Source organism: Spirosoma agri (assembly GCF_010747415.1).
GTDB classification, from domain to species: Bacteria; Bacteroidota; Bacteroidia; order Cytophagales; family Spirosomataceae; genus Spirosoma; species Spirosoma agri.
In genome coordinates this window covers 14,287-32,264 of the sequence record NZ_JAAGNZ010000009.1, presented here as the reverse complement: position 1 = coordinate 32,264, position 17,978 = coordinate 14,287, and the positions used below count along the sequence as shown (strand labels likewise).

General features: G+C 52.2%; 18 protein-coding genes. 11 read left to right on the top strand and 7 right to left on the bottom strand.

The features are described 5' to 3' along the window. Positions 1-612: 612 nt before the first annotated feature. Positions 613-1,527 (bottom strand): helix-turn-helix domain-containing protein, encoded by a 915-nt coding sequence (locus GK091_RS28325; RefSeq protein WP_164044117.1) that lies wholly within the window; start codon positions 1,525-1,527, stop codon positions 613-615. Between the two features lie 153 nt (positions 1,528-1,680). On the opposite strand from GK091_RS28325, the gene GK091_RS28320 reads away from it, so the two are divergent. The 11 genes from GK091_RS28320 to GK091_RS28270 all read left to right on the top strand — a co-directional run bounded on the left by GK091_RS28320 (position 1,681) and on the right by GK091_RS28270 (position 11,460). Beyond that, on the top strand, positions 1,681-2,532 hold the full coding sequence (locus GK091_RS28320) for an aldo/keto reductase (protein ID WP_164044116.1): 852 nt from the start codon (positions 1,681-1,683) through the stop codon (positions 2,530-2,532). Positions 2,533-2,661: 129 nt separating this feature from the next. Next, positions 2,662-3,138 carry a nuclear transport factor 2 family protein gene (locus GK091_RS28315; RefSeq protein WP_164044115.1) on the top strand — a complete coding sequence of 159 codons (477 nt, stop codon included), beginning with the start codon at positions 2,662-2,664 and terminating at the stop codon, positions 3,136-3,138. An 84-nt stretch (positions 3,139-3,222) separates the two neighbouring features. Next, complete coding sequence (locus tag GK091_RS28310) at positions 3,223-3,708, top strand: nuclear transport factor 2 family protein (RefSeq protein ID WP_164044114.1); 486 nt, start codon at positions 3,223-3,225, stop codon at positions 3,706-3,708. A gap of 105 nt (positions 3,709-3,813) precedes the next feature. Further along, positions 3,814-4,461, top strand: a complete 648-nt coding sequence (locus GK091_RS28305; protein WP_246202461.1) for a flavodoxin — start codon at positions 3,814-3,816, stop codon at positions 4,459-4,461. A gap of 36 nt (positions 4,462-4,497) precedes the next feature. Then, the gene (locus tag GK091_RS28300; RefSeq protein ID WP_164044113.1) at positions 4,498-5,481 is read left to right on the top strand and encodes an aldo/keto reductase; all 984 of its coding nucleotides are present in this window, start codon (positions 4,498-4,500) and stop codon (positions 5,479-5,481) included. A gap of 177 nt (positions 5,482-5,658) precedes the next feature. Further along, on the top strand, positions 5,659-6,138 hold the full coding sequence (locus GK091_RS28295) for a (2Fe-2S)-binding protein (RefSeq protein ID WP_164044112.1): 480 nt from the start codon (positions 5,659-5,661) through the stop codon (positions 6,136-6,138). A gap of 63 nt (positions 6,139-6,201) precedes the next feature. Further along, the gene (locus tag GK091_RS28290) at positions 6,202-6,843 is read left to right on the top strand and encodes a cytochrome c (RefSeq protein ID WP_164044111.1); all 642 of its coding nucleotides are present in this window, start codon (positions 6,202-6,204) and stop codon (positions 6,841-6,843) included. 21 nt (positions 6,844-6,864) lie between these two features. Beyond that, positions 6,865-9,021, top strand: a complete 2,157-nt coding sequence (locus GK091_RS28285; RefSeq protein ID WP_164044110.1) for a molybdopterin cofactor-binding domain-containing protein — start codon at positions 6,865-6,867, stop codon at positions 9,019-9,021. 50 nt (positions 9,022-9,071) lie between these two features. Then, on the top strand, positions 9,072-10,160 hold the full coding sequence (locus GK091_RS28280; RefSeq protein ID WP_164044109.1) for an alpha/beta hydrolase: 1,089 nt from the start codon (positions 9,072-9,074) through the stop codon (positions 10,158-10,160). Positions 10,161-10,205: 45 nt separating this feature from the next. Next, the gene (locus GK091_RS28275; protein ID WP_164044108.1) at positions 10,206-10,928 is read left to right on the top strand and encodes a carboxymuconolactone decarboxylase family protein; all 723 of its coding nucleotides are present in this window, start codon (positions 10,206-10,208) and stop codon (positions 10,926-10,928) included. Between the two features lie 43 nt (positions 10,929-10,971). After that, positions 10,972-11,460, top strand: a complete 489-nt coding sequence (locus GK091_RS28270) for a cupin domain-containing protein (RefSeq protein WP_164044107.1) — start codon at positions 10,972-10,974, stop codon at positions 11,458-11,460. 448 nt (positions 11,461-11,908) lie between these two features. Here the strand turns inward: GK091_RS28270 and GK091_RS28265 are convergent, their stop codons facing one another. The 6 genes from GK091_RS28265 to GK091_RS28240 form a co-directional block, all read right to left on the bottom strand. Beyond that, positions 11,909-13,138, bottom strand: a complete 1,230-nt coding sequence (locus tag GK091_RS28265; RefSeq protein WP_246202460.1) for a glycosyltransferase family 4 protein — start codon at positions 13,136-13,138, stop codon at positions 11,909-11,911. 60 nt (positions 13,139-13,198) lie between these two features. Then, positions 13,199-14,026 (bottom strand): DUF5672 family protein, encoded by an 828-nt coding sequence (locus GK091_RS28260; RefSeq protein ID WP_164044105.1) that lies wholly within the window; start codon positions 14,024-14,026, stop codon positions 13,199-13,201. Between the two features lie 443 nt (positions 14,027-14,469). Continuing rightward, the gene (locus GK091_RS28255; RefSeq protein WP_164044104.1) at positions 14,470-14,823 is read right to left on the bottom strand and encodes an L-rhamnose mutarotase; all 354 of its coding nucleotides are present in this window, start codon (positions 14,821-14,823) and stop codon (positions 14,470-14,472) included. A gap of 52 nt (positions 14,824-14,875) precedes the next feature. After that, the gene (locus GK091_RS28250; RefSeq protein ID WP_164044103.1) at positions 14,876-15,688 is read right to left on the bottom strand and encodes a sugar phosphate isomerase/epimerase family protein; all 813 of its coding nucleotides are present in this window, start codon (positions 15,686-15,688) and stop codon (positions 14,876-14,878) included. Between the two features lie 3 nt (positions 15,689-15,691). Continuing rightward, positions 15,692-16,726 carry a zinc-binding alcohol dehydrogenase family protein gene (locus GK091_RS28245; RefSeq protein ID WP_164044102.1) on the bottom strand — a complete coding sequence of 345 codons (1,035 nt, stop codon included), beginning with the start codon at positions 16,724-16,726 and terminating at the stop codon, positions 15,692-15,694. After that, positions 16,719-17,675, bottom strand: coding sequence for an aldo/keto reductase (locus tag GK091_RS28240; protein ID WP_164044101.1), 957 nt, complete (start codon positions 17,673-17,675; stop codon positions 16,719-16,721). The genes GK091_RS28245 and GK091_RS28240 overlap by 8 nt, the downstream gene beginning before the upstream one ends. Between the last annotated feature and the right edge of the window lie 303 nt (positions 17,676-17,978).

The following is a 17,978-nucleotide window of genomic DNA, read 5'->3' as shown; positions in this document are numbered from 1 at the left end:
TCGATTGTTTGTTATCTGAAACGGGATTGTTTCAGATGAATAAGTAAATATATGAGAAGAAATCGGTTAATAAGTGCCAGGCTAGTGCGATTTCCGCCCAGCGTTGTCCAACCGGATACGGCGTATGGCTTATGGAGTAAGAGGCAGGGGTTGCGTCCAGGCCGTTGAGACTGTTTTACCGGACCATCCCGGAGCTTTTCTTCGAGATTCGAGGGTTCGTTCTGGAGGAAGCGGGACGAAAAATGAGTTGTTCAGCTCCCAGTTGTAAACAGTGATTCTAGCTTTGTATATCACGGCATCCCATGACGTTTTCATACAGGACCCTGCCAGCGAATCGTCGTTCAACCGATTTCTTCCATGTCATGAGCTACCCCCGATCCAGTGCCGCACCCATTGTTGAAGCTCGGTTAGCTGGTAGCGGAGTGTTGCTATCTGTGGTACTGCCTGCTGCGTAAGTGAGGTGTCGCGAAAAGCCTGTGTGGCAATGCAGAAGCCAAATAAACTAACGCCCAGCCTGCCAATTCATTCGCTACTCTGTTGGGCGTTGCTTTCGCGTAATCGGCTCCTGCGCTGGTCAACGTGCTCACCAGATGAGACCTTAGGGACGATCACTTAGAGTGGCGCGTCAACATCGGCGGTTCGACGATATTCATTGGGGGACTGCCCAACACGCTGTTTGAATAAGCGGTTGAAATGCTGGGGATACTTGAAGCCCAGGTCGTAGGCTATCTGACTCACGGTTTTGTTCTGATCGACTATTTGTTCTTTGGCCAGTTCGATCACTTTCGCCTGGATGTATTCCTGCGCGGTTTTGCCCGTTTCTTTTTTGATCAGATCCCCGAAATAATTGGCCGATAAACTCAGTTCACCCGCGCAGTAGGTAACAGTCGGCAGCCCTAACGTCTGCGGTTTATCGGCCTGAAAATAGGTGTTCAACAACGTCTCGAACCGTTCCAGGATGCCTTTGTGGGCCGTTTCCCGCGTGATGAACTGCCGATCATAAAACCGGGTGCAATACCCCAGAAATAGCTCGATCGTGGATACGATCAGTCGTTTGCTGTGCTTATCGATGGCGTGTTCCAGTTCATACTCGATCTTGGAAAAACAGTCCAGCACGATCTGCCGTTCCCGGCCCGATAAATGCAGCGCTTCGTAGAACTGGTAACCAAAAAAACTATACTCCTGAATATGTCGTCCCAGCGCCGTTCCATGAATCAGATCGGGATGGAAGACCAGCGCGTACCCTTTTGGCTGGTACGTTTCCCCGTTGCTGTTCACCCCGGCAACCTGACCCGGTGCCATAAATACCAGTGTGCCTTCCTGGTAATCATACGTATGCCGCCCATACACCAGATCCCCGCATCTGACCTCTTTCAAAAAAATGGTGTAGAACCCAAAATACATCCGGGAGCCCTGTCGGGGATCGGCCTTTGACAGATCGACGACGCTGACCAGCGGATGCCGGGTTTCGTTGTTATTGAAGGCGTTGTACTCATTGATTGTCTCGAATCGTCGCAGGGTATCCATAGCACGCTTGGTTATTGTCTCAAAATTATCGTTTTCTGACTACCCTACCAGATGCCTAAACGCGAATCAGTAATAATGGTAGTAATACCCGTAATCTGTATACCACGCAGGCCAGAAAATGAGCAGACCTTTGTATCATCAACGTAAACAGATATGCAACACGTAGTTTTGAACAATGGGGTGGCCATGCCCATCCTGGGATTTGGGGTTTTCCAGGTCCCCGATCCAGCCGAATGCGAACGCAGTGTACTGGATGCCATCGCTACAGGCTACCGGCTGATCGATACGGCGGCTTCGTATGGCAACGAAGAAGCGGTGGGGCAGGCTATCCAGAAAAGTAGTGTAGCTAGAGACGAATTATTCATTACGACCAAGCTCTGGATTCAGTCGGATGGCTACGAGGGAACCAGGAAAGCGTTCGACGCTTCGTTGAAAAAGCTGCAACTCGATTACCTGGACTTGTACCTGATCCACCAACCCTTCGGCGATGTATATGGCGAATGGCGGGCCATGCAGGAACTTTACAAAGAAGGCCGGGTACGGGCCATCGGCGTGAGCAACTTCCAGCCCGACCGGCTGATTGATCTGATCATCCACAACGAAATTGCTCCGGCGGTTAACCAGGTCGAAACGCATCCGTTTCATCAACAGATCGACACGCAGCAATTCATGGTCGACAACAACGTGCAAATCGAATCGTGGGGACCATTTGCGGAAGGGAAAAATGATCTGTTTCACAATGACGTATTGCGTTCGATCGGCGCGAAGTACAATAAATCTGTTGCGCAGGTGGTGCTGCGCTGGCTGACCCAACGGGGCGTCGTGGCCATTCCCAAGTCTGTCCGGAAGGAGCGCATGGAACAGAATATCAACAGCCTTGATTTTGAGTTGAGTGCTGACGACATGGAAATTATAAAAAGCCTGGACACAAACGCCAGTCTGTTCTTCGATCACCGCGATCCGGCTATGGTCAAATGGCTGGGAGAGCGCAAGCTTGCTTCGTGAACATTTCACGACGGCTACAGGCGGGCCTGATCAAAAACACGTCATGCTTTTGGCCGCAACGGCCCTGTCGGCGCAGCGAATGACGTAAGATCTAATTAGTCAATTTTCTAATCCTTTACCTTGAACTCCATGAAACTATCGCTTATCACCTTATGCTTGCTGATGGCTGGTATACAGGGGGCTTTCGCCCAAACACAAAATGCAGGCTCAGCTACGACCGGTAGCGCCAACGCGGAACAGGAAGTCATTAATCTCTCGAAGGAAAAATGGCAGTGGATGGCCGACAAAAACGTGGACAAGCTGACTACCTTATTCGATGAAAAATCGATGTTTGTTCACATGGGGGGCAGCTGGGGCAAGAGTCGGGAACTGGAGGTCATCAAAAGCGGGAATATCTGGTACAAACAAGCGAAAGTCTACGCCACAACCTTTAACATGATTGGTAATACGGCCATCCTGCTCAGTGACATGGACCTGGTAGCCGTCGTGGGCGGAAACGAGGTGACCAATCCATTTATGGTGACGGAAGTATATATCAAGGAAAACGGTAACTGGAAAATGGGACAGCTCTCGTTTTCCAGGCTGATGAGGCCCGTTAAAAACTAAGCGCACTATTGCGCAGGAAATCGTCGTGAACACGACAAACTAGGCTTAATAAACAGGCATTCACTCGTTAAAATCAATTGTTACATGAAAGCATCAATTCTCGGTTTGTGTTTCTTCCTGATAGGCATACAGGCATCGTTTGCGCAGACAAATCAGGCCAACGCTTCGACACCAGCCCCCACCAAAGCCCAGCAGGAAATTATTGATCTCTCCAAGCAAAAGTGGCAGTGGATGGCCGATAAGAATGTCGACAAACTGGCCCAGCTTTTCGACGATAAGGCAAAATTTGTCCACATGAGTGGCACCTGGAAAAAAGACGAAGAACTCGATATCATTAAAACCGGAAGCATCTGGTACAAGAACGCGGATGTGCACGATACGGCGGTGGAGCTGTTTGGCAACAACACGGCTATCATCTGGAGTCGGATTACGCTGGTAGCCATGGTTCGGGGTAGTGAGGCCAAGACGGAATTTACCGTTACGGAAGTCTACCAAAAACAAGCGAATGCCTGGAAAATGCTGGCCCTGACATTTAGCAGCGTTCGGGACACGCACGTCATCAAGCATTAATCAGGTATCCCCTTTTCGGCATCCCTGAAGTCTGGCGTCCGTCAAGTGATTCGATGCCGAATAAGCCAGGATCGAGGGTAAGGGTAAGCACCTTTGATAACGTAAATGAAACGGACCACTATGATACTGCACAGCCTGTTGGCATTCCTACTGTTGATCGGGGCCTGTTCTTCCCAAACGGAGCGTGTTCCGGCTGTTGGTGAACCAGTCGTAAAGCCGGCCAATGCCTTGTCGGGCAAGGTGTTGATCGTGTATTTGTCGCGGACAAAAAACACGAAAGCAATCGCGGAAATCATTCACAAGCACGTAGGCGGGAAGTTAGTCGCTCTTGACTTAGCGAAACCCTACCCCGAAAACTACCGGGCTACCGTAGATCAGGTGGCGAAGGAAAATGAAACCGGTTTTCTGCCTCCGTTGACGACGAAAATCGACACCATTCAGCAATACGACATTGTATTCGTTGGCTTTCCGACCTGGGGCATGCAATTACCCCCACCCATGAAAAGCTTTCTGCGTCAGTACGATCTCCGGGGTAAAACCGTCATTCCGTTTAATACGAACGGCGGCTATGGGATTGGCAGCACGTTCCAGACGGTAAAGGAATTGTGCCCCAACAGCACCGTACTGGACGGGTTTACCATGCGGGGCGGCTCGGAACGGGATGGTCAATTGCTGGTTATCGAAGGAGACAAAGCCAAAACCGCCGAAACAAACGCGCAGCAATGGTTGCGTACGATTAACGTGTTGAAATAAGATCGAACTGACGGCCAAACAACTAAATCAACGTCAATGGAAACAAGAACACTAGGAAACAGCGGTCTGACCGTGTCCGCCCTTGGTTTGGGTTGCATGGGTTTGAGCTATGGCTATGGCCCGGCAACCGACAGACGTAACGCCATTAACTTACTGCGTGCCGCATTCGACAAAGGCGTTACGTTCTTCGATACAGCGGAAGCTTATGGTCCGTTTGCCAACGAAGAATTGTTGGGTGAAGCGCTGCAACCGTTTCGCGGTCAGGTAGTAATTGCCACCAAGTTTGGCTTTCAGGCGGGTGACTCCACAAAAGGACTGGATAGTCGTCCCGAACGCATCCGTCAGGTAGCCGAAGACGCGCTGAAACGGCTACGAACCGACCGGATTGATCTATTCTACCAGCACCGGGTTGATCCGGCTGTGCCCATCGAAGACGTTGCCGGAACGGTCAGGGAACTTATCCAGGAAGGTAAAGTAACGTATTTCGGAATGAGCGAAGCGGGTGTGCAATCGATTCGGAAAGCGCACGCCGTTCAGCCGGTGGCTGCCTTGCAAAGCGAATACTCGTTATGGTGGCGCGAACCCGAAAACGAAATTTTGCCCACGTTAGCGGAGCTGGGCATTGGTTTCGTTCCGTTCAGCCCGCTGGGTAAAGGATTTCTGACGGGCAAAATTGACGAAACCACGCAATTCGACAAGACTGATTTCCGCAATGTGGTTCCCCGCTTTTCGGAAGAGAACCGAAAAGCCAACCAGAAATTGGTAGACCTGCTCGGTGACATGGCCACGCAAAAAGAAGCAACACCGGCGCAGGTGGCACTGGCCTGGTTGCTGGCGCAGAAGCCCTGGATTGTTCCGATCCCCGGCACGACCAAACTGCACCGTCTGGAAGAAAACATCGGGGCCGTAGCTATCGAACTGTCCGCCGATGACATTGACCAGATTGATACGGCCTTTGCCCAGATTCCGGTACAGGGCGACCGCTACCCGGCACACCTGCAAAAACGGGTAGGCGGCTAAGGATTTCTTCACGACTGGTGTGAGACTACCCTGCGGTGGTAAAAAGCGCAACTCAACCACTACCCAATTGTCTTACTATCAGTAACTTTATCGAGCGAAACAGAGAAACAGGCAGTGCGCATACGTTGTTATCGTATGAACAGCGATGACCCGATGGCTTTATAACTCATGACTACTATGGCAAACATTAAGCTGACAATCAATGGCACCGAGCAATCGATTGATGTCGATCCGCAAATGCCCCTGCTGTGGGCCATCCGGGACGTGGTGGGCCTGAAAGGAACGAAGTACGGTTGTGGCGTTGCCCAGTGCGGGGCCTGCACGGTTCACCTGAACGGCGAAGCGGTGCGGTCGTGCGTCACCAAAGTAAGCCGCGCTGCCGGCCAGAAAGTGGTCACCATCGAAGGGCTCTCTCAACACAACGACCACCCCCTGCAACAGGCCTGGCAACAAATCGACGTGCCCCAGTGTGGCTATTGTCATTCCGGGCAGATCATGTCGGCTGCGGTGCTGCTGCGGGAGAATCCGAACCCGACCGATGCGGATATTGACGCAGCTATGGCCGGCAATATCTGCCGGTGTGGTACGTATCCCCGCATTCGGAAAGCCATTCATCTAGCGGCCGGAGCCGAACAGAAGGTTGGTAAAAATGAGTAGACCAACGCACGTTGCTGAGCGCAACATCGACAAATACATGCTGAAACGAAAGCCAGTCAGTCTATGCCCTTACGAACAATCTATATCCTAGCCATTCTGCTGTCGGTGACAGGCATTATGGCCTCAACATTCATCCCGGATACCGATCGCGCCAGTTCAATACGGACGAGTACGGCCCTACGAGTTGCATCCATCAAAAAAGATCCGGTCCGGAGGGATAGCGTGACCTCGGTCAAGGCGTTCGCCAACGTCTACAACGTGTTGATGAGTCCGCGCTGCATGAACTGCCATCCGTCGGGTGATATTCCTTTGCAGGGCGACGACAATCACCTGCACACGATGGGTCCCCAACGGGGTACGGACGGAAAGGGTATCTATGCCATGAAATGCGCTAACTGCCACCAGCCGACCAACACGCCGGGTTTGCACACCCCACCGGGCAACCCGGACTGGCATTTACCGCCTGCCACCATGCGCATGGTTTTTCAGGGGCGAACGGCCCATCAACTGGCCAAACAACTGGTTGATCCCCGGCAAAACGGGAATAAGAACATGGAAAAACTGCTGGAACACGCCGACGATGGGTTGGTTCTGGCGGGCTGGAATCCCGGCGAAGGGCGCACACTGCCCCCAATGAGTCACGCTGAATTTAAAAAAGCCTGGACGACCTGGCTCAAAACAGGCGCCTACGCCCCTAAACCTTAATCGCCTTCGGCAAACAACACGATGGACACACAACCCGTATCCAGACGCAATTTCCTGAAAGCTTCGGGCCTGACCGGTCTGGCGCTGTCACTGGGTTTTTATATCCCCGCCAGTGCGGAAGAAGCCGAAATCATCAAGGCCGCCGAAGCCGATCGTTTCGGGGTTGAAATGAATGCCTGGGTTCATATCGAACCGTCCGGCCAGGTCACCATCTTCTCACACCGGGCCGAAATGGGGCAGGGTGTTTATCAGGCCATTCCCCAAATGATCGCGGAAGAGCTTGAAGTTGACCTGGATAAAGTGAATATCGTTTTTGCCAAAGGCGACAACAAAAAATACGGCAGCCAGGTCACCGGGGGCAGTTCGACGGTACGGGGCTCGTATAAAAACTTACTGACGCTGGGAGCCACGGCCCGCCAGATGCTGATTGGGGCTGCCGCGGCCAAATGGAACGTGCCTACCGCCGACTGTTATGCCGAATCGGGACAGGTTATTCATCGGCCAACGGCGAAGCGGCTTCACTACAGGGAGCTGGTGGCAGACGCCATGAAGCTGGAAACGCCCAAGAACGTCGTCCTGAAAAAGCGATCCGACTACAAGCTCGTTGGCAAGCCGCTCCGTCGATTGGATACCAAATTGAAAACCAATGGTACGGCCACGTTTGGGCTGGACAAAACGCTTCCGGGTATGTTGTATGCTGCCGTGGAGCGGAACCCCCGCCTTCGTGGTAAAGTCAAGAGTTTCGACGACACAGCCGCCCGCAAAATTCCTGGTGTCAAACACGTGTTCAAGACCAAAATGCTGGTTTTTAACACCTACCGTGAGGGCGTTGCGGTGGTGGCTACCTCAACCTGGGCAGCTTTGGAAGGAAAGAAAGCCTTGACGGTAACCTGGGACGATAGCGGATTCGAACACCTGAGCACCGACGAGATTTTTACCCGCCAGAAGCAGGCGCTACAAACGCAGGAAGGGCTTTCGTTCAAGCAGCAGGGCGATGCGTCAGCCATCCTCGCTCAGGCTCCGAAGAAACTGGATGTGGTGTACGAAACGCCCTATCAGTACCACGCCTGCATGGAACCCCTGAACTGTACGGCTCATTATCAGGACGATAAGCTCGAAATCTGGGGACCTATTCAGGCTCCGGAATGGGTGCAGGATGCGGTCAGCAAAGAGATGGGATTGGATCGCGAAAAAGTGATCGTTCACATGACGTTTCTGGGCGGGGGATTTGGTCGGAAAGCGTTCATGGATTATCCGCACGAAGCTGCGGTGATTTCCAAAGAGATAAAAGCGCCCGTACAGGTGGTCTGGACCCGCGAGGATGACGCCACCCAAGGCCCCTACCGGCCCGGTATTTCGTACCGCTGCGAGGGCGTTGTCGACAACGGAAAGATCAGCGCGTTCAAGCTACGCATGGCCGGTCAGAACAACGATCACTGGCGTGGTGGTCCGAAAGACAAAGCCAACCGCAGCACTTCGGAAGGTTTTTTGAAACCCTACGCCGACAGCATCAAAAACCTGAGCATTGCGGACGTTCCCTTCGAAACCCCCATTCCGACGATGTGGTGGCGATCCGTGTATGCCTCCACCAACGGCTTTGCCTACGAAAGTTTTATCGACGAACTGGCCCATGAATCGGGGAAAGATCCGATGGCGTTCCGCCGGGACCACCTGCCCGACGAGCGGTTGCACCGACAACTTGACAAGTTAGCCGAGGTGTCGGGCTGGAAGACCCGTAAACCGGGTGAGGGCTACGGTATGGCCATCACCGAATGCTTTGCCAGTACCGTTGGGCACGTTGTAAAAGTATCGAAAGGGCAGAATGGTCAGGTGAAGATCGACCATGTCTGGGCCGTTATGGATTGCGGCTGGTACGTCAACCCCGATACCGTCAAGGCGCAGGTAGAAGGGTCTATCGTTATGGCGCTGGGGGCGGCTACCCAGCATCAGGTAACGTTCAAGGATGGTGTGCCGGTGGACAAGAATTTTTACTCGTATCAACTACCCCGCATTCCCGACATTCCGCCCATTGATGTGTATGTCATGGACAACGACGAACCAGCGGGCGGTGTCGGCGAACCCGGTTTACCCGCCTTTGCGCCAGCCCTGACCAATGCCATCTTCGATCTGACCGGCAAGCGCATCCGTAAGCTGCCTTTTAGTCTGGCCGCGGTATAGGCGACGATAAATGAGCGAAAGACGACTGATTCGCTGAGTAAATTAACGGCATGAAACAACAGAAATTCAGCGTGTTGCTGCTTACCGGCCTAACCCTGCTCGTATCGGCTTGTGCCATGAATCGCACAAGCCGGCAAACGGGTTTGTTGACCCTACAACAACAGGGTAGTTTCCTGGTTGGCGGAACCAGCCTAACCGAGCCCGGTAAATTTGAGCTGACGAATGCCCTGAAACCCCAGGGGCAGACCTTGCACGGCGATCACGCCTATGTGTTTTATCAGATTCCGCCCAACCCCCGTAAATACCCGCTGGTCTTTCTGCACGGGGCCGCCGAATCCAAAAAAACGTGGGAATCGACCCCCGATGGACGGGAAGGCTTTCAGACAATCTTTCTCCGACGGGGTTTTGGGGTTTATTTACTGGATCAGCCCAGGCGGGGCGAAGCCGGAAAGAGTCTGGTTTCGACAACGATTACGCCTACGCTGGACGAACAGTTCTGGTTTACGCAGTTCCGGATTGGCAACTATCCCGATTATTTTGCCGGTAGTCAGTTTCCGAAGGATACTGCTTCGCTGGAGCAGTTTTTTCGGCAGATGACGCCCAATACGGGGGCTTTCGACGCGACTGTTGTCTCCAAGGCGTGTTCGAAACTAGTCGATCGAATTGGCGGAGGTATCCTGATTACCCATTCGCAGGGAGGAGGGGTTGGCTGGTTTACGGCGATAAAAAACGAAAACGTGAAGGCCGTTGTCGCCTACGAACCCTTCAGCAGTTTTGTTTTTCCGGCGGGCGAATTACCCAAACCCATTCAGTCGACCAGCCTGTTTGGTGAATTGAAAGGCGTTGAGATACCTCTGTCGGATTTTACGAAGCTCACCAAAATTCCGATCATCATCTATTACGGCGACAACATTGCTGACCAGCCAACGACCGTGTGGAACAAAGACCATTGGCGGGCCGGACTGGAGATGGCAAGGCTTTGGGCCGCGACCGTCAACAAACACGGAGGCCATGCGCAGGTCGTGCACCTGCCTGAAATAGGCATCAAGGGCAATACCCATTTTCCGTTTTCCGATCTCAACAACATCCAGATCGCGGATCTGATGGCTAAATTTCTGAAGGAGAATAAGCTGGATTAACGAGCTTTCATTTCGATTGTAACTACCCTATTCTTCACCAAACGTATGCGCATTGCTTTCTTCGGTATGATCGTCAGCTGGTTCATCGCTACTCAGCTTAACGCTCAAAATCAGATGAATCAACAAACTACCCTGTCACCAACCCAGCAACGCATTGTTGTCATCTCCGCCCTCACCGCCAAAGGCGACCTGCAAAAACTACAACCCGCCCTGCATACGGGCCTGGATGCAGGGCTGACGGTCAATGAAATCAAGGAAGTGCTGGTGCATCTGTACGCCTATTGCGGATTTCCCCGGAGCATTCGAGGGTTGCAAACGCTGATGACCGTGCTGGATGAGCGGAAGAAAAAAGGCATTACTGACAAAATGGGTAAGGCAGCCTCGCCGATCACCAGCCGGGAGTCGAAGTACGAGCGCGGTAAAAAAACGCTCGAACAACTCACTGGTCAGCCGGAAACCGGACCTAAAAAAGGCTATGCGGCCTTCAGTCCCGAAATCGAGGTATTTCTCAAAGAACACCTGTTTGCCGATCTGTTTGAGCGCGATGTGCTTAGTTATAGCGACCGGGAGCTAACGACCATTTCGGTACTTGCCAGCATCGGTAGTGTCGAGCCCATGCTGCAAAGCCACCTGGGTATTTGTTTGCACGTGGGTCTGACCGAACCGCAACTAAAACAGGCATTTGACCTGATCGGGATGAGTATCGGTACCGCGGAAGCCCAGGCCGGGCGGGCGGTTCTGACGCAGCTAATCGCATCAACGTATTAAACAGCACAGGAATACGCAAAAAGTAGCGTTTTAACACAACGGAATGAAGAACAACGCAAGCGCATTACGATTTACCATTTTGCTGGTGATTTTAGCCCGTTTAGGCGCAAGCGCCCAAACGGAAACCAGGTCCGATACCGACGCTATTTTTCCGAAGGGACAGCGAGCACCGACCCGTAACTTCACCGGAACCGTTTGGGTGCAGCAGTTGATTGAGCCTGACAGTGCCTTCAACATTCCGGTAGGCTACGTAACCTTCGAACCGGGTGCCCGTTCGCACTGGCATAGCCACGCGGGTGGACAGGTGCTACTGGCGATGGGGGGCATTGGCTACTATCAGGAGCAGGGAAAGTCCATCCAAATCCTGAGGAAAGGCGACGCGGTGAAATGTCCTCCAAACGTACCCCATTGGCATGGCGCTTCCCCCACCGTCGGATTTATGCAAGTGGCCGTTACGCCGAATACAACTAAAGGCCGAGTAACCTGGATGAAGCCCGTCACGGATGAGGAGTATACCAACATCAGGAAGTAATCAATTGCCTGTTAGCAACGCATTCGGTTTCCCGGTGCACTCGTCCCCTTCGACATGTCTACAGACGCAGAATCCTTATTGATCTGAACGAAGCCGTGGTCCGGTGGACACTACCCATAGTGGAGTAGGCAACTTCCTCCAAATGCACCAGTCATTCTACACCAGCCTACTACCCGGAAGGCCAACTAGCGGACACGGGGCTTCTGTAAGATTGCCTCGCTCCCGTCTGATCCGGCATTGGTTCAGACTTGTGTTGGTATCAGGATGAGTAGACTCTTACCCAGGTCCCTTCTTTCGGCACCGTTGTAATATCTACTGGTTTTTGATCGATAAAAAACTGGAACCAGTCAGTGGATCGTTCGGGCGTTTTGGGGTATTATCGCTTCGCTTCTTCCGTTGTAACAGATTTTTTCTGCTCTTGGCTAGTTAGTGAACTTTACTCCGGATTTTACCGAGCAGCCGGCATGCGTTCATATAAGGTCACGTGATTCTGGATAAACGTTTCCCAGGAAAATAACTTGGCTCGCTGTAGAGACTGCGCAGCCATCGTTTCCCGTATCCGCCCTACGTTGGCCACCTTGACAAGAGCCTCGCAAAGGGCAGATGCATCGGTGGGCGGTACGCTGATACCTGCCGTTCCGACTACTTCATTGATGGATGGAATGTCTGAGACGATAACGGGTAAACCGCATTGCATCGCTTCTAACGGTGGTAAGCCGAAGCCCTCGTACAAAGAAGGATAAACGAAGCCCAGAGCACCAGAATACAAGGGTGCCAATTGATCGTCGGGTACAAAACCCGTGACAATGATGCGTTCACGCATGGCAGTGTGTTTTGCCAATTCCGCCATAATTTTATCGAACTTCCATCCTCGAACGCCTACCAGAACAAGCTTGGTGTCGCTGGTAATGGCGTTACTTTCGGCTACGTCAATAAAACAGCGAATTAAGTGATCCAGGTTCTTACGTGGCTCGAAAGTGGCCAGACTGAGAAAATAAGGGGAATCGCCCAGGTGGTATCGATGGCGAATAGCTTGCAAAACAGCTTGATCGTGAACCGGATAAAACAAACTGGATACAGCCGCTAAGTGAATAGGTGTTACTCGGGCCGGATCGATACCCGTATAGTTACAAAGGTCAGCTTTGGTCGCTTCAGACACGGTTACTACCTGGGTTTCGTTACCCAGGGCCTTCAGCATTAACTGAACGGATTGATCGCCATCCGGAAACCATTCGGGGTGAAAAATTGGAATCAGGTCATACACGGTCTGTACGGTCTGAACGGAGTTACACGCAGCGATTTCGGCGGGGATGGCATAAAAGGGTGAGTGGTAAATTGTTCCCGATGGCCACTGACGAGCATCGAAATGAGCCCGTTCAGCGCGTAGCATCTTTTTTGTCTGATAAAAGCATTCGCGAATTACTTTCGAGGGTAGGCTATCCTGCGGAAAGGGTTGTAAGAGTTCGTTTTCGATCATTGCCTGACGACGCTCGATCCCCCTATTGATAAAAACAGGCTCTTTCTTACCGAAGATGCTGTGTGCATACCGCATCGCTTCCGGTAAATGAGAGGACGCTGCCAGCTTCAGATGAACATCTTCCCGCTGCCACAAGCCCATCAGTAAGCGTTCCGCAACGCGGCTGACCCCTGTGCGAGATTTACGATAATAGTAGCCCATACCTAACATATTAATGTCAAGGACGGTATTGAAGAATGGGTTTATGATAGCGGTGGGTAGTTAAATTTGATAACCATATGTCAAAAAAATGGAGCGCCAATAGTCTGTTCCGTGAGTGTCCCAAGCGTGGCACCCGAATGGCAGAGTACCCTGATTATAGTGTTCGACTGCCCACTGGGGAAAAAATTCGATCGAAAAATGAAGCGCCTTCGAGTAGGGTGGAATCCGGAGGTGAGGCCAGTACCGGTTGACCTCGATGCTCCAGAACACATCCTCGTTGTACTGATACAGCGAGTTACTCAGGTAGAGATCGACTTTGCTTTTGCGCTTTCTCAAACCGTTGACCATTGCCGCTACACGTCGCAACGAGAATCCTCCATTACCTACCCTATTTAGGGAGATAATTTCGCGAGGGGTTTGACCGTCCGCTTTCTTTAGGTTGAACCAGGTGGCAATTTGTTGGCGTATGGTAAAATCCTGCCGGTCAAACCACCCGTAGAAATCGCGGTCTCGCAGTATAGGGGCACCTATGTAATCATAGGACTGCCCGCACCAGTACGGTAGCTCATCCCGAAATACAAAAGCGTCCAATTGATAGATCAGCATGTACTCCTGATCATTAAATGCTTCGTAAAAGTGTTCCGACAATAAAAGCTCATTGTAGGCCTGGATGTCGGTAAAATAAGAATCGTCGAACGTACGGACCTGAAGATCGGGACCCATTTTGTGATAAGCAGACGTATCGAGGGAATGGGGCGCTGCCAGATAGATCGGATACGTACATAATACCCGTAAGCATTGAGTGAGCGAAATGCGCTCGTACTCGGTAAGTTCGACTTTATAAATAGGGATCACTACATTGACGGACACCGATAGCGATTGATTCATGGACACAAAGAGGCCCTTCCAGGAGCCTAAGTGATAGAGATGCGTAGGTTTTGATAAACGATGGCGACCGGGAAACTACCTCATTGGCACACAGAACTGGTGGTCTGTGTGCCAATACGAGATCGAATAAATACCATCAAAAATTGGTTGAAAAGGAGCCACAATGTAGGGGGTTCACGCTAAACGTGACCCGTAAATTCACTAAACGGTTCCCTAATTTCAGGAACGGTAGCCCGTTGCCAAAACGGAAGAAGATGAATAGGCCAACCCGTGTGTTTACTGCTTTCTCATCAGCCGAAGAAGTCGTAGCCAGCGTCATTATCGTATGCTGCGTGGTTCGTTCGCAGAGGTTATTGACTTGTTTACCGCACCGGTTTACAGACCTATCAGAGGCATCAACGCGATCGCTGAGCTTCGCCGACAGCCAGCCGCTGCTGTGTACTTTATACCGGGGCGTCCGGCTCAAACTGAAAAATCTGCTTCATGTTTACCCACTTTTCACCCGCCAGCGCCCAGGGTAACGGCTGCTGAAATGTCCACATGAGCCGCTCCCATTCCTGCACATGTGGATTGCCCGCATCGAGGTGGGCTTTCTTTTCGAAGGTGAACTCATCGTCGGTATCCAGAATCATAAACATCCGGTTGGCCGTCCGGTATATTTGCAAATCCAGAATGCCCGCCTGTAGATCATTCCGGCGTACTTCCGGCCACCCCTTTCCTTTGGCATGCCACTGTTCATACTCGGCGATCAATTCAGGATCGTCTTTTAGGTCAAGAGCCAGACAAAATCGTTGCATCGGTACTACGAATTTAAGTTGATCGACCGGGAGGCTGTAGGCGCACCCCGTCTTAATTAAAATAGTGTTGAAAGGACTGGATCGTTTGCCGGGCGGCCTGGTCGGGCGTAGGAAACGGAAACGCTTCGGCTGATACATAGCCTGAATAGCCGATTTCCTTTAACGCACCAGCCACCGCATCCACATCCGTGTGACCCAGCCCAACGGGTCGGCGGTTGCTGTCGGCGAAGTGAATGTGACCAATGCGTGCACCTGTCGAACGAATGCTGTCCGCCATTGACGTCTCTTCTATATTCATGTGAAACAAATCGGCTAGCAACACAACGTTTTCTGTACGGAGGCCGCTGAGAAAACTAGCTCCCGTTGTCAGATCATTGATCAGATTGGTCTCATACCGGTTCAGGGGTTCGTAGATAAGGGGAACACCCTGTTCGTCGGCCTGTTTGCCCAGGATGGTCAAGCCTTCCGCCAGCCAGGTCAGCGCCTGCTCTTTTTCGAGGCCCGGCGCGGCATTTCCCTGCATCGACCCGATGATGGCGGGTGCCCCAACGCTGGCCCCAAAACCAATCATGTCGGTAATGAAAGCAATAGCCCTGGTTCGAATAACAGGATCGGGGTCAGTCAGCGTCAGCCCCCGAACGACTTTGCCCGCTCCGGTACCCACAGCCGCGATATTCAGCCCGAACTGATCGATCAACGCGGTTAATCGGTCAGTCGTGAGAGCATCCGCTGAAGCCGTGAACAGCTCGACCGCATCGAATCCCAACTCGGCCGCTTTCGCCATGCTCGCTTCCAGATCATTCCAGTAGATCCAGGGACCCGTTTGGACTTGAGGCACTAATGCGATCGTTACGCAGGATTTCATGGGTTAGATGCCGTTGTCAAGGTTCACCATTATTTTCGTGATGGGTCCCGGATTCACCGACCAATCGGCCAGAGCCGCGCCCGCTTCGTCGAGGGTAACCTCCCGGCTGATGACGGCATCAACGGGGAACCGGCCCGTTTCCAGATGGCGGATAACATCCGGAAAATCGCCCAGACAATTGCGCGAACCCAGAATCTCGATTTCTTTCCGGACAAACGTTCCCGTAGCATATTCGACGGGTTTTTTGGCGTACCCGATATAGACAACCCGTCCGGTATAAGCCACTTCCTCTACCGCTGCCCGGTACGTATGCGGGTTTCCAACGGCTTCAATAATCACGTCCGGTCCATCGCCATCGGTGATAGCCAGCAGGGCTTCGTGCAAATCAGCGGTAGTCGTATTGATGGTGTGGGCCGCCCCCGCCAACCGGGCAATCCGCATTTTCGAATCGTCGATATCAATGGCAATTACGTCTGCTCCCCGGCTTACCGCAGCGGCAATGGCCCCCAAACCAACAATGCCACAACCGATAACGGCCACTTTTTCACCCGCCACCACGCGTCCTCTGGCAACGGCATGAAAACCGACCGTAAGTGGCTCCACCAGAGCTAATTCCCGAACAGACAACCGGGATGACGTATGTAGCTTTTCCCAGGGAACGGCGATGAAACTGGTCATGGCGCCCGGTCGACGAACGCCCATGGTTTTGTTGTCCTGACAGGCGTTCGGGCGACCCTTCCGGCAGGAAAGGCAACGGCCACAGTTCAGGTAGGGATTCAGCGTCACCCGCATACCCGGTTTGAACGGGTCCGGAACCTGGCCGCCGGTTTCCAGAATGGTAGCGCCTACTTCGTGGCCCAGCACATTGGGGTATTCCTGCAATTCGAACAAACCCCGAAAACCGTTGAGATCGCCCCCGCAAAAGCCGACCCTATTTACCTGTAACAGCACTTCATCGGGACCAGGCACCGGTATATCGATGAACCGGACCTCCGTTTTTCCCGGTTCGACTAGCACTAAAGCGGGTTGTTTAGTCATGGGTCACCATCGATTTAGGGATATTATTTTCCGGTTTTCCTTCGAACCACAGTTGATTTTTGACCGGAGCTACCAGCGTTTCGATGCGCCGGAGCAGTTCGTCAGGAATGGTAAGCTGGAGTGCGTGCAGATTCTGTTCGACCTGTCGCTGTTCCGACATGCCTACAATTGTGGTGGCGATTACGGGATGGCTGACCGCATACCGCAAGGCGACATCACTGAGGGCCAGACCGTATTCCTGGCATAATGCCCGTAATAGTGGCTGCATATCCTTGACGGCCTGGGGCGAATTCTGCCAGGCGGGAACCGGGGCATCCGATAGAATCCGTTGCATGAGCGGAGCCGCATTCATCAGGCCAAAACCTTTTTCGAGCGAAAGGGGTACCAACTCCTCATTGATCTCGTCGGCCAGCAGCGTATAATGTCCCCAGGACAGAACGGTATCGACGTCGACCTCCCGCGCAATTTGTGCCAGATACCGAACCGGCAGTCCGGAGAAGCCCACGTACCGGGCTTTCCCCATTTCTTTCAGCTTCAATACGGCTGGAATAGCTTCGGCAAGGAGTTGATCACGATTGCCAAACTCGATGTCATGCACCTGAAGCAGATCGACATAATCGACCTGCAAATGAGTCAGTGATTCGTCGATGCTGCGCATAAGGCGTTCGTAAGAAAAGTCGAACACGCCGTTGCCGTAGCGGCCGCATTTGGTGGCCAGAAAAACAGCATTCCGTTTTGTTTTCAGTGCTTTTCCGAGTCGCTTTTCGGCCAGTGTATCCCCGTAAAAAGGGGCAACGTCGAAAAAATTGATCCCCAGATCAATCGCTGCGTGAACGGCCCGAATGCCTTCCGCTTCGTTGGTCTCATCGAACACGTTACCCAATGGGGATGCCCCGAAACTCAGGAGCGAAACGTTCAGGTCTGTATTGCCTAATTTGCGATACTGCATTGCGTGTTTATTGAAAGCAATAGTCTGTTTTTTCGTGTATCAAGACTACATCCAGAAAACCACATCGACTGTATTTCTACTTCTTCCGATGCGCATTATTGTTTCTCAGAACCACACGCTGTAACCGGTTCTACCTGGTGGCTTTACACGTGTAGCAACTGACCATAGATCCGCTATCAATCGATAGGCGATAGAGTCACAAAGCGATCCATAAGCGGCTAAAATTGAGTAATACGGGTACGAAATTTTAATCCCTTTTTAATATAAGTCGCTGAAAGATAGGTAGATAAAGAAACAGTCCTC

What these genes read in the sequence shown, in the direction of transcription:
- GK091_RS28285 (WP_164044110.1), top strand. Translation starts at nt 6,865, where the DNA reads ATGGACACACAACCCGTATCCAGACGCAATTTCCTGAAAGCTTCGGGC.
- GK091_RS28310 (WP_164044114.1), top strand. Translation starts at nt 3,223, where the DNA reads ATGAAAGCATCAATTCTCGGTTTGTGTTTCTTCCTGATAGGCATACAG.
- GK091_RS28290 (WP_164044111.1), top strand. Translation starts at nt 6,202, where the DNA reads ATGCCCTTACGAACAATCTATATCCTAGCCATTCTGCTGTCGGTGACA.
- GK091_RS28305 (WP_246202461.1), top strand. Translation starts at nt 3,814, where the DNA reads ATGAAACGGACCACTATGATACTGCACAGCCTGTTGGCATTCCTACTG.
- GK091_RS28295 (WP_164044112.1), top strand. Translation starts at nt 5,659, where the DNA reads ATGGCAAACATTAAGCTGACAATCAATGGCACCGAGCAATCGATTGAT.
- GK091_RS28300 (WP_164044113.1), top strand. Translation starts at nt 4,498, where the DNA reads ATGGAAACAAGAACACTAGGAAACAGCGGTCTGACCGTGTCCGCCCTT.
- GK091_RS28240 (WP_164044101.1), bottom strand. Translation starts at nt 17,675, where the DNA reads ATGCAGTATCGCAAATTAGGCAATACAGACCTGAACGTTTCGCTCCTG.
- GK091_RS28255 (WP_164044104.1), bottom strand. Translation starts at nt 14,823, where the DNA reads ATGCAACGATTTTGTCTGGCTCTTGACCTAAAAGACGATCCTGAATTG.
- GK091_RS28260 (WP_164044105.1), bottom strand. Translation starts at nt 14,026, where the DNA reads ATGAATCAATCGCTATCGGTGTCCGTCAATGTAGTGATCCCTATTTAT.
- GK091_RS28250 (WP_164044103.1), bottom strand. Translation starts at nt 15,688, where the DNA reads ATGAAATCCTGCGTAACGATCGCATTAGTGCCTCAAGTCCAAACGGGT.
- GK091_RS28325 (WP_164044117.1), bottom strand. Translation starts at nt 1,527, where the DNA reads ATGGATACCCTGCGACGATTCGAGACAATCAATGAGTACAACGCCTTC.
- GK091_RS28315 (WP_164044115.1), top strand. Translation starts at nt 2,662, where the DNA reads ATGAAACTATCGCTTATCACCTTATGCTTGCTGATGGCTGGTATACAG.
- GK091_RS28265 (WP_246202460.1), bottom strand. Translation starts at nt 13,138, where the DNA reads ATGGGCTACTATTATCGTAAATCTCGCACAGGGGTCAGCCGCGTTGCG.
- GK091_RS28275 (WP_164044108.1), top strand. Translation starts at nt 10,206, where the DNA reads ATGCGCATTGCTTTCTTCGGTATGATCGTCAGCTGGTTCATCGCTACT.
- GK091_RS28280 (WP_164044109.1), top strand. Translation starts at nt 9,072, where the DNA reads ATGAAACAACAGAAATTCAGCGTGTTGCTGCTTACCGGCCTAACCCTG.
- GK091_RS28245 (WP_164044102.1), bottom strand. Translation starts at nt 16,726, where the DNA reads ATGACTAAACAACCCGCTTTAGTGCTAGTCGAACCGGGAAAAACGGAG.
- GK091_RS28270 (WP_164044107.1), top strand. Translation starts at nt 10,972, where the DNA reads ATGAAGAACAACGCAAGCGCATTACGATTTACCATTTTGCTGGTGATT.
- GK091_RS28320 (WP_164044116.1), top strand. Translation starts at nt 1,681, where the DNA reads ATGCAACACGTAGTTTTGAACAATGGGGTGGCCATGCCCATCCTGGGA.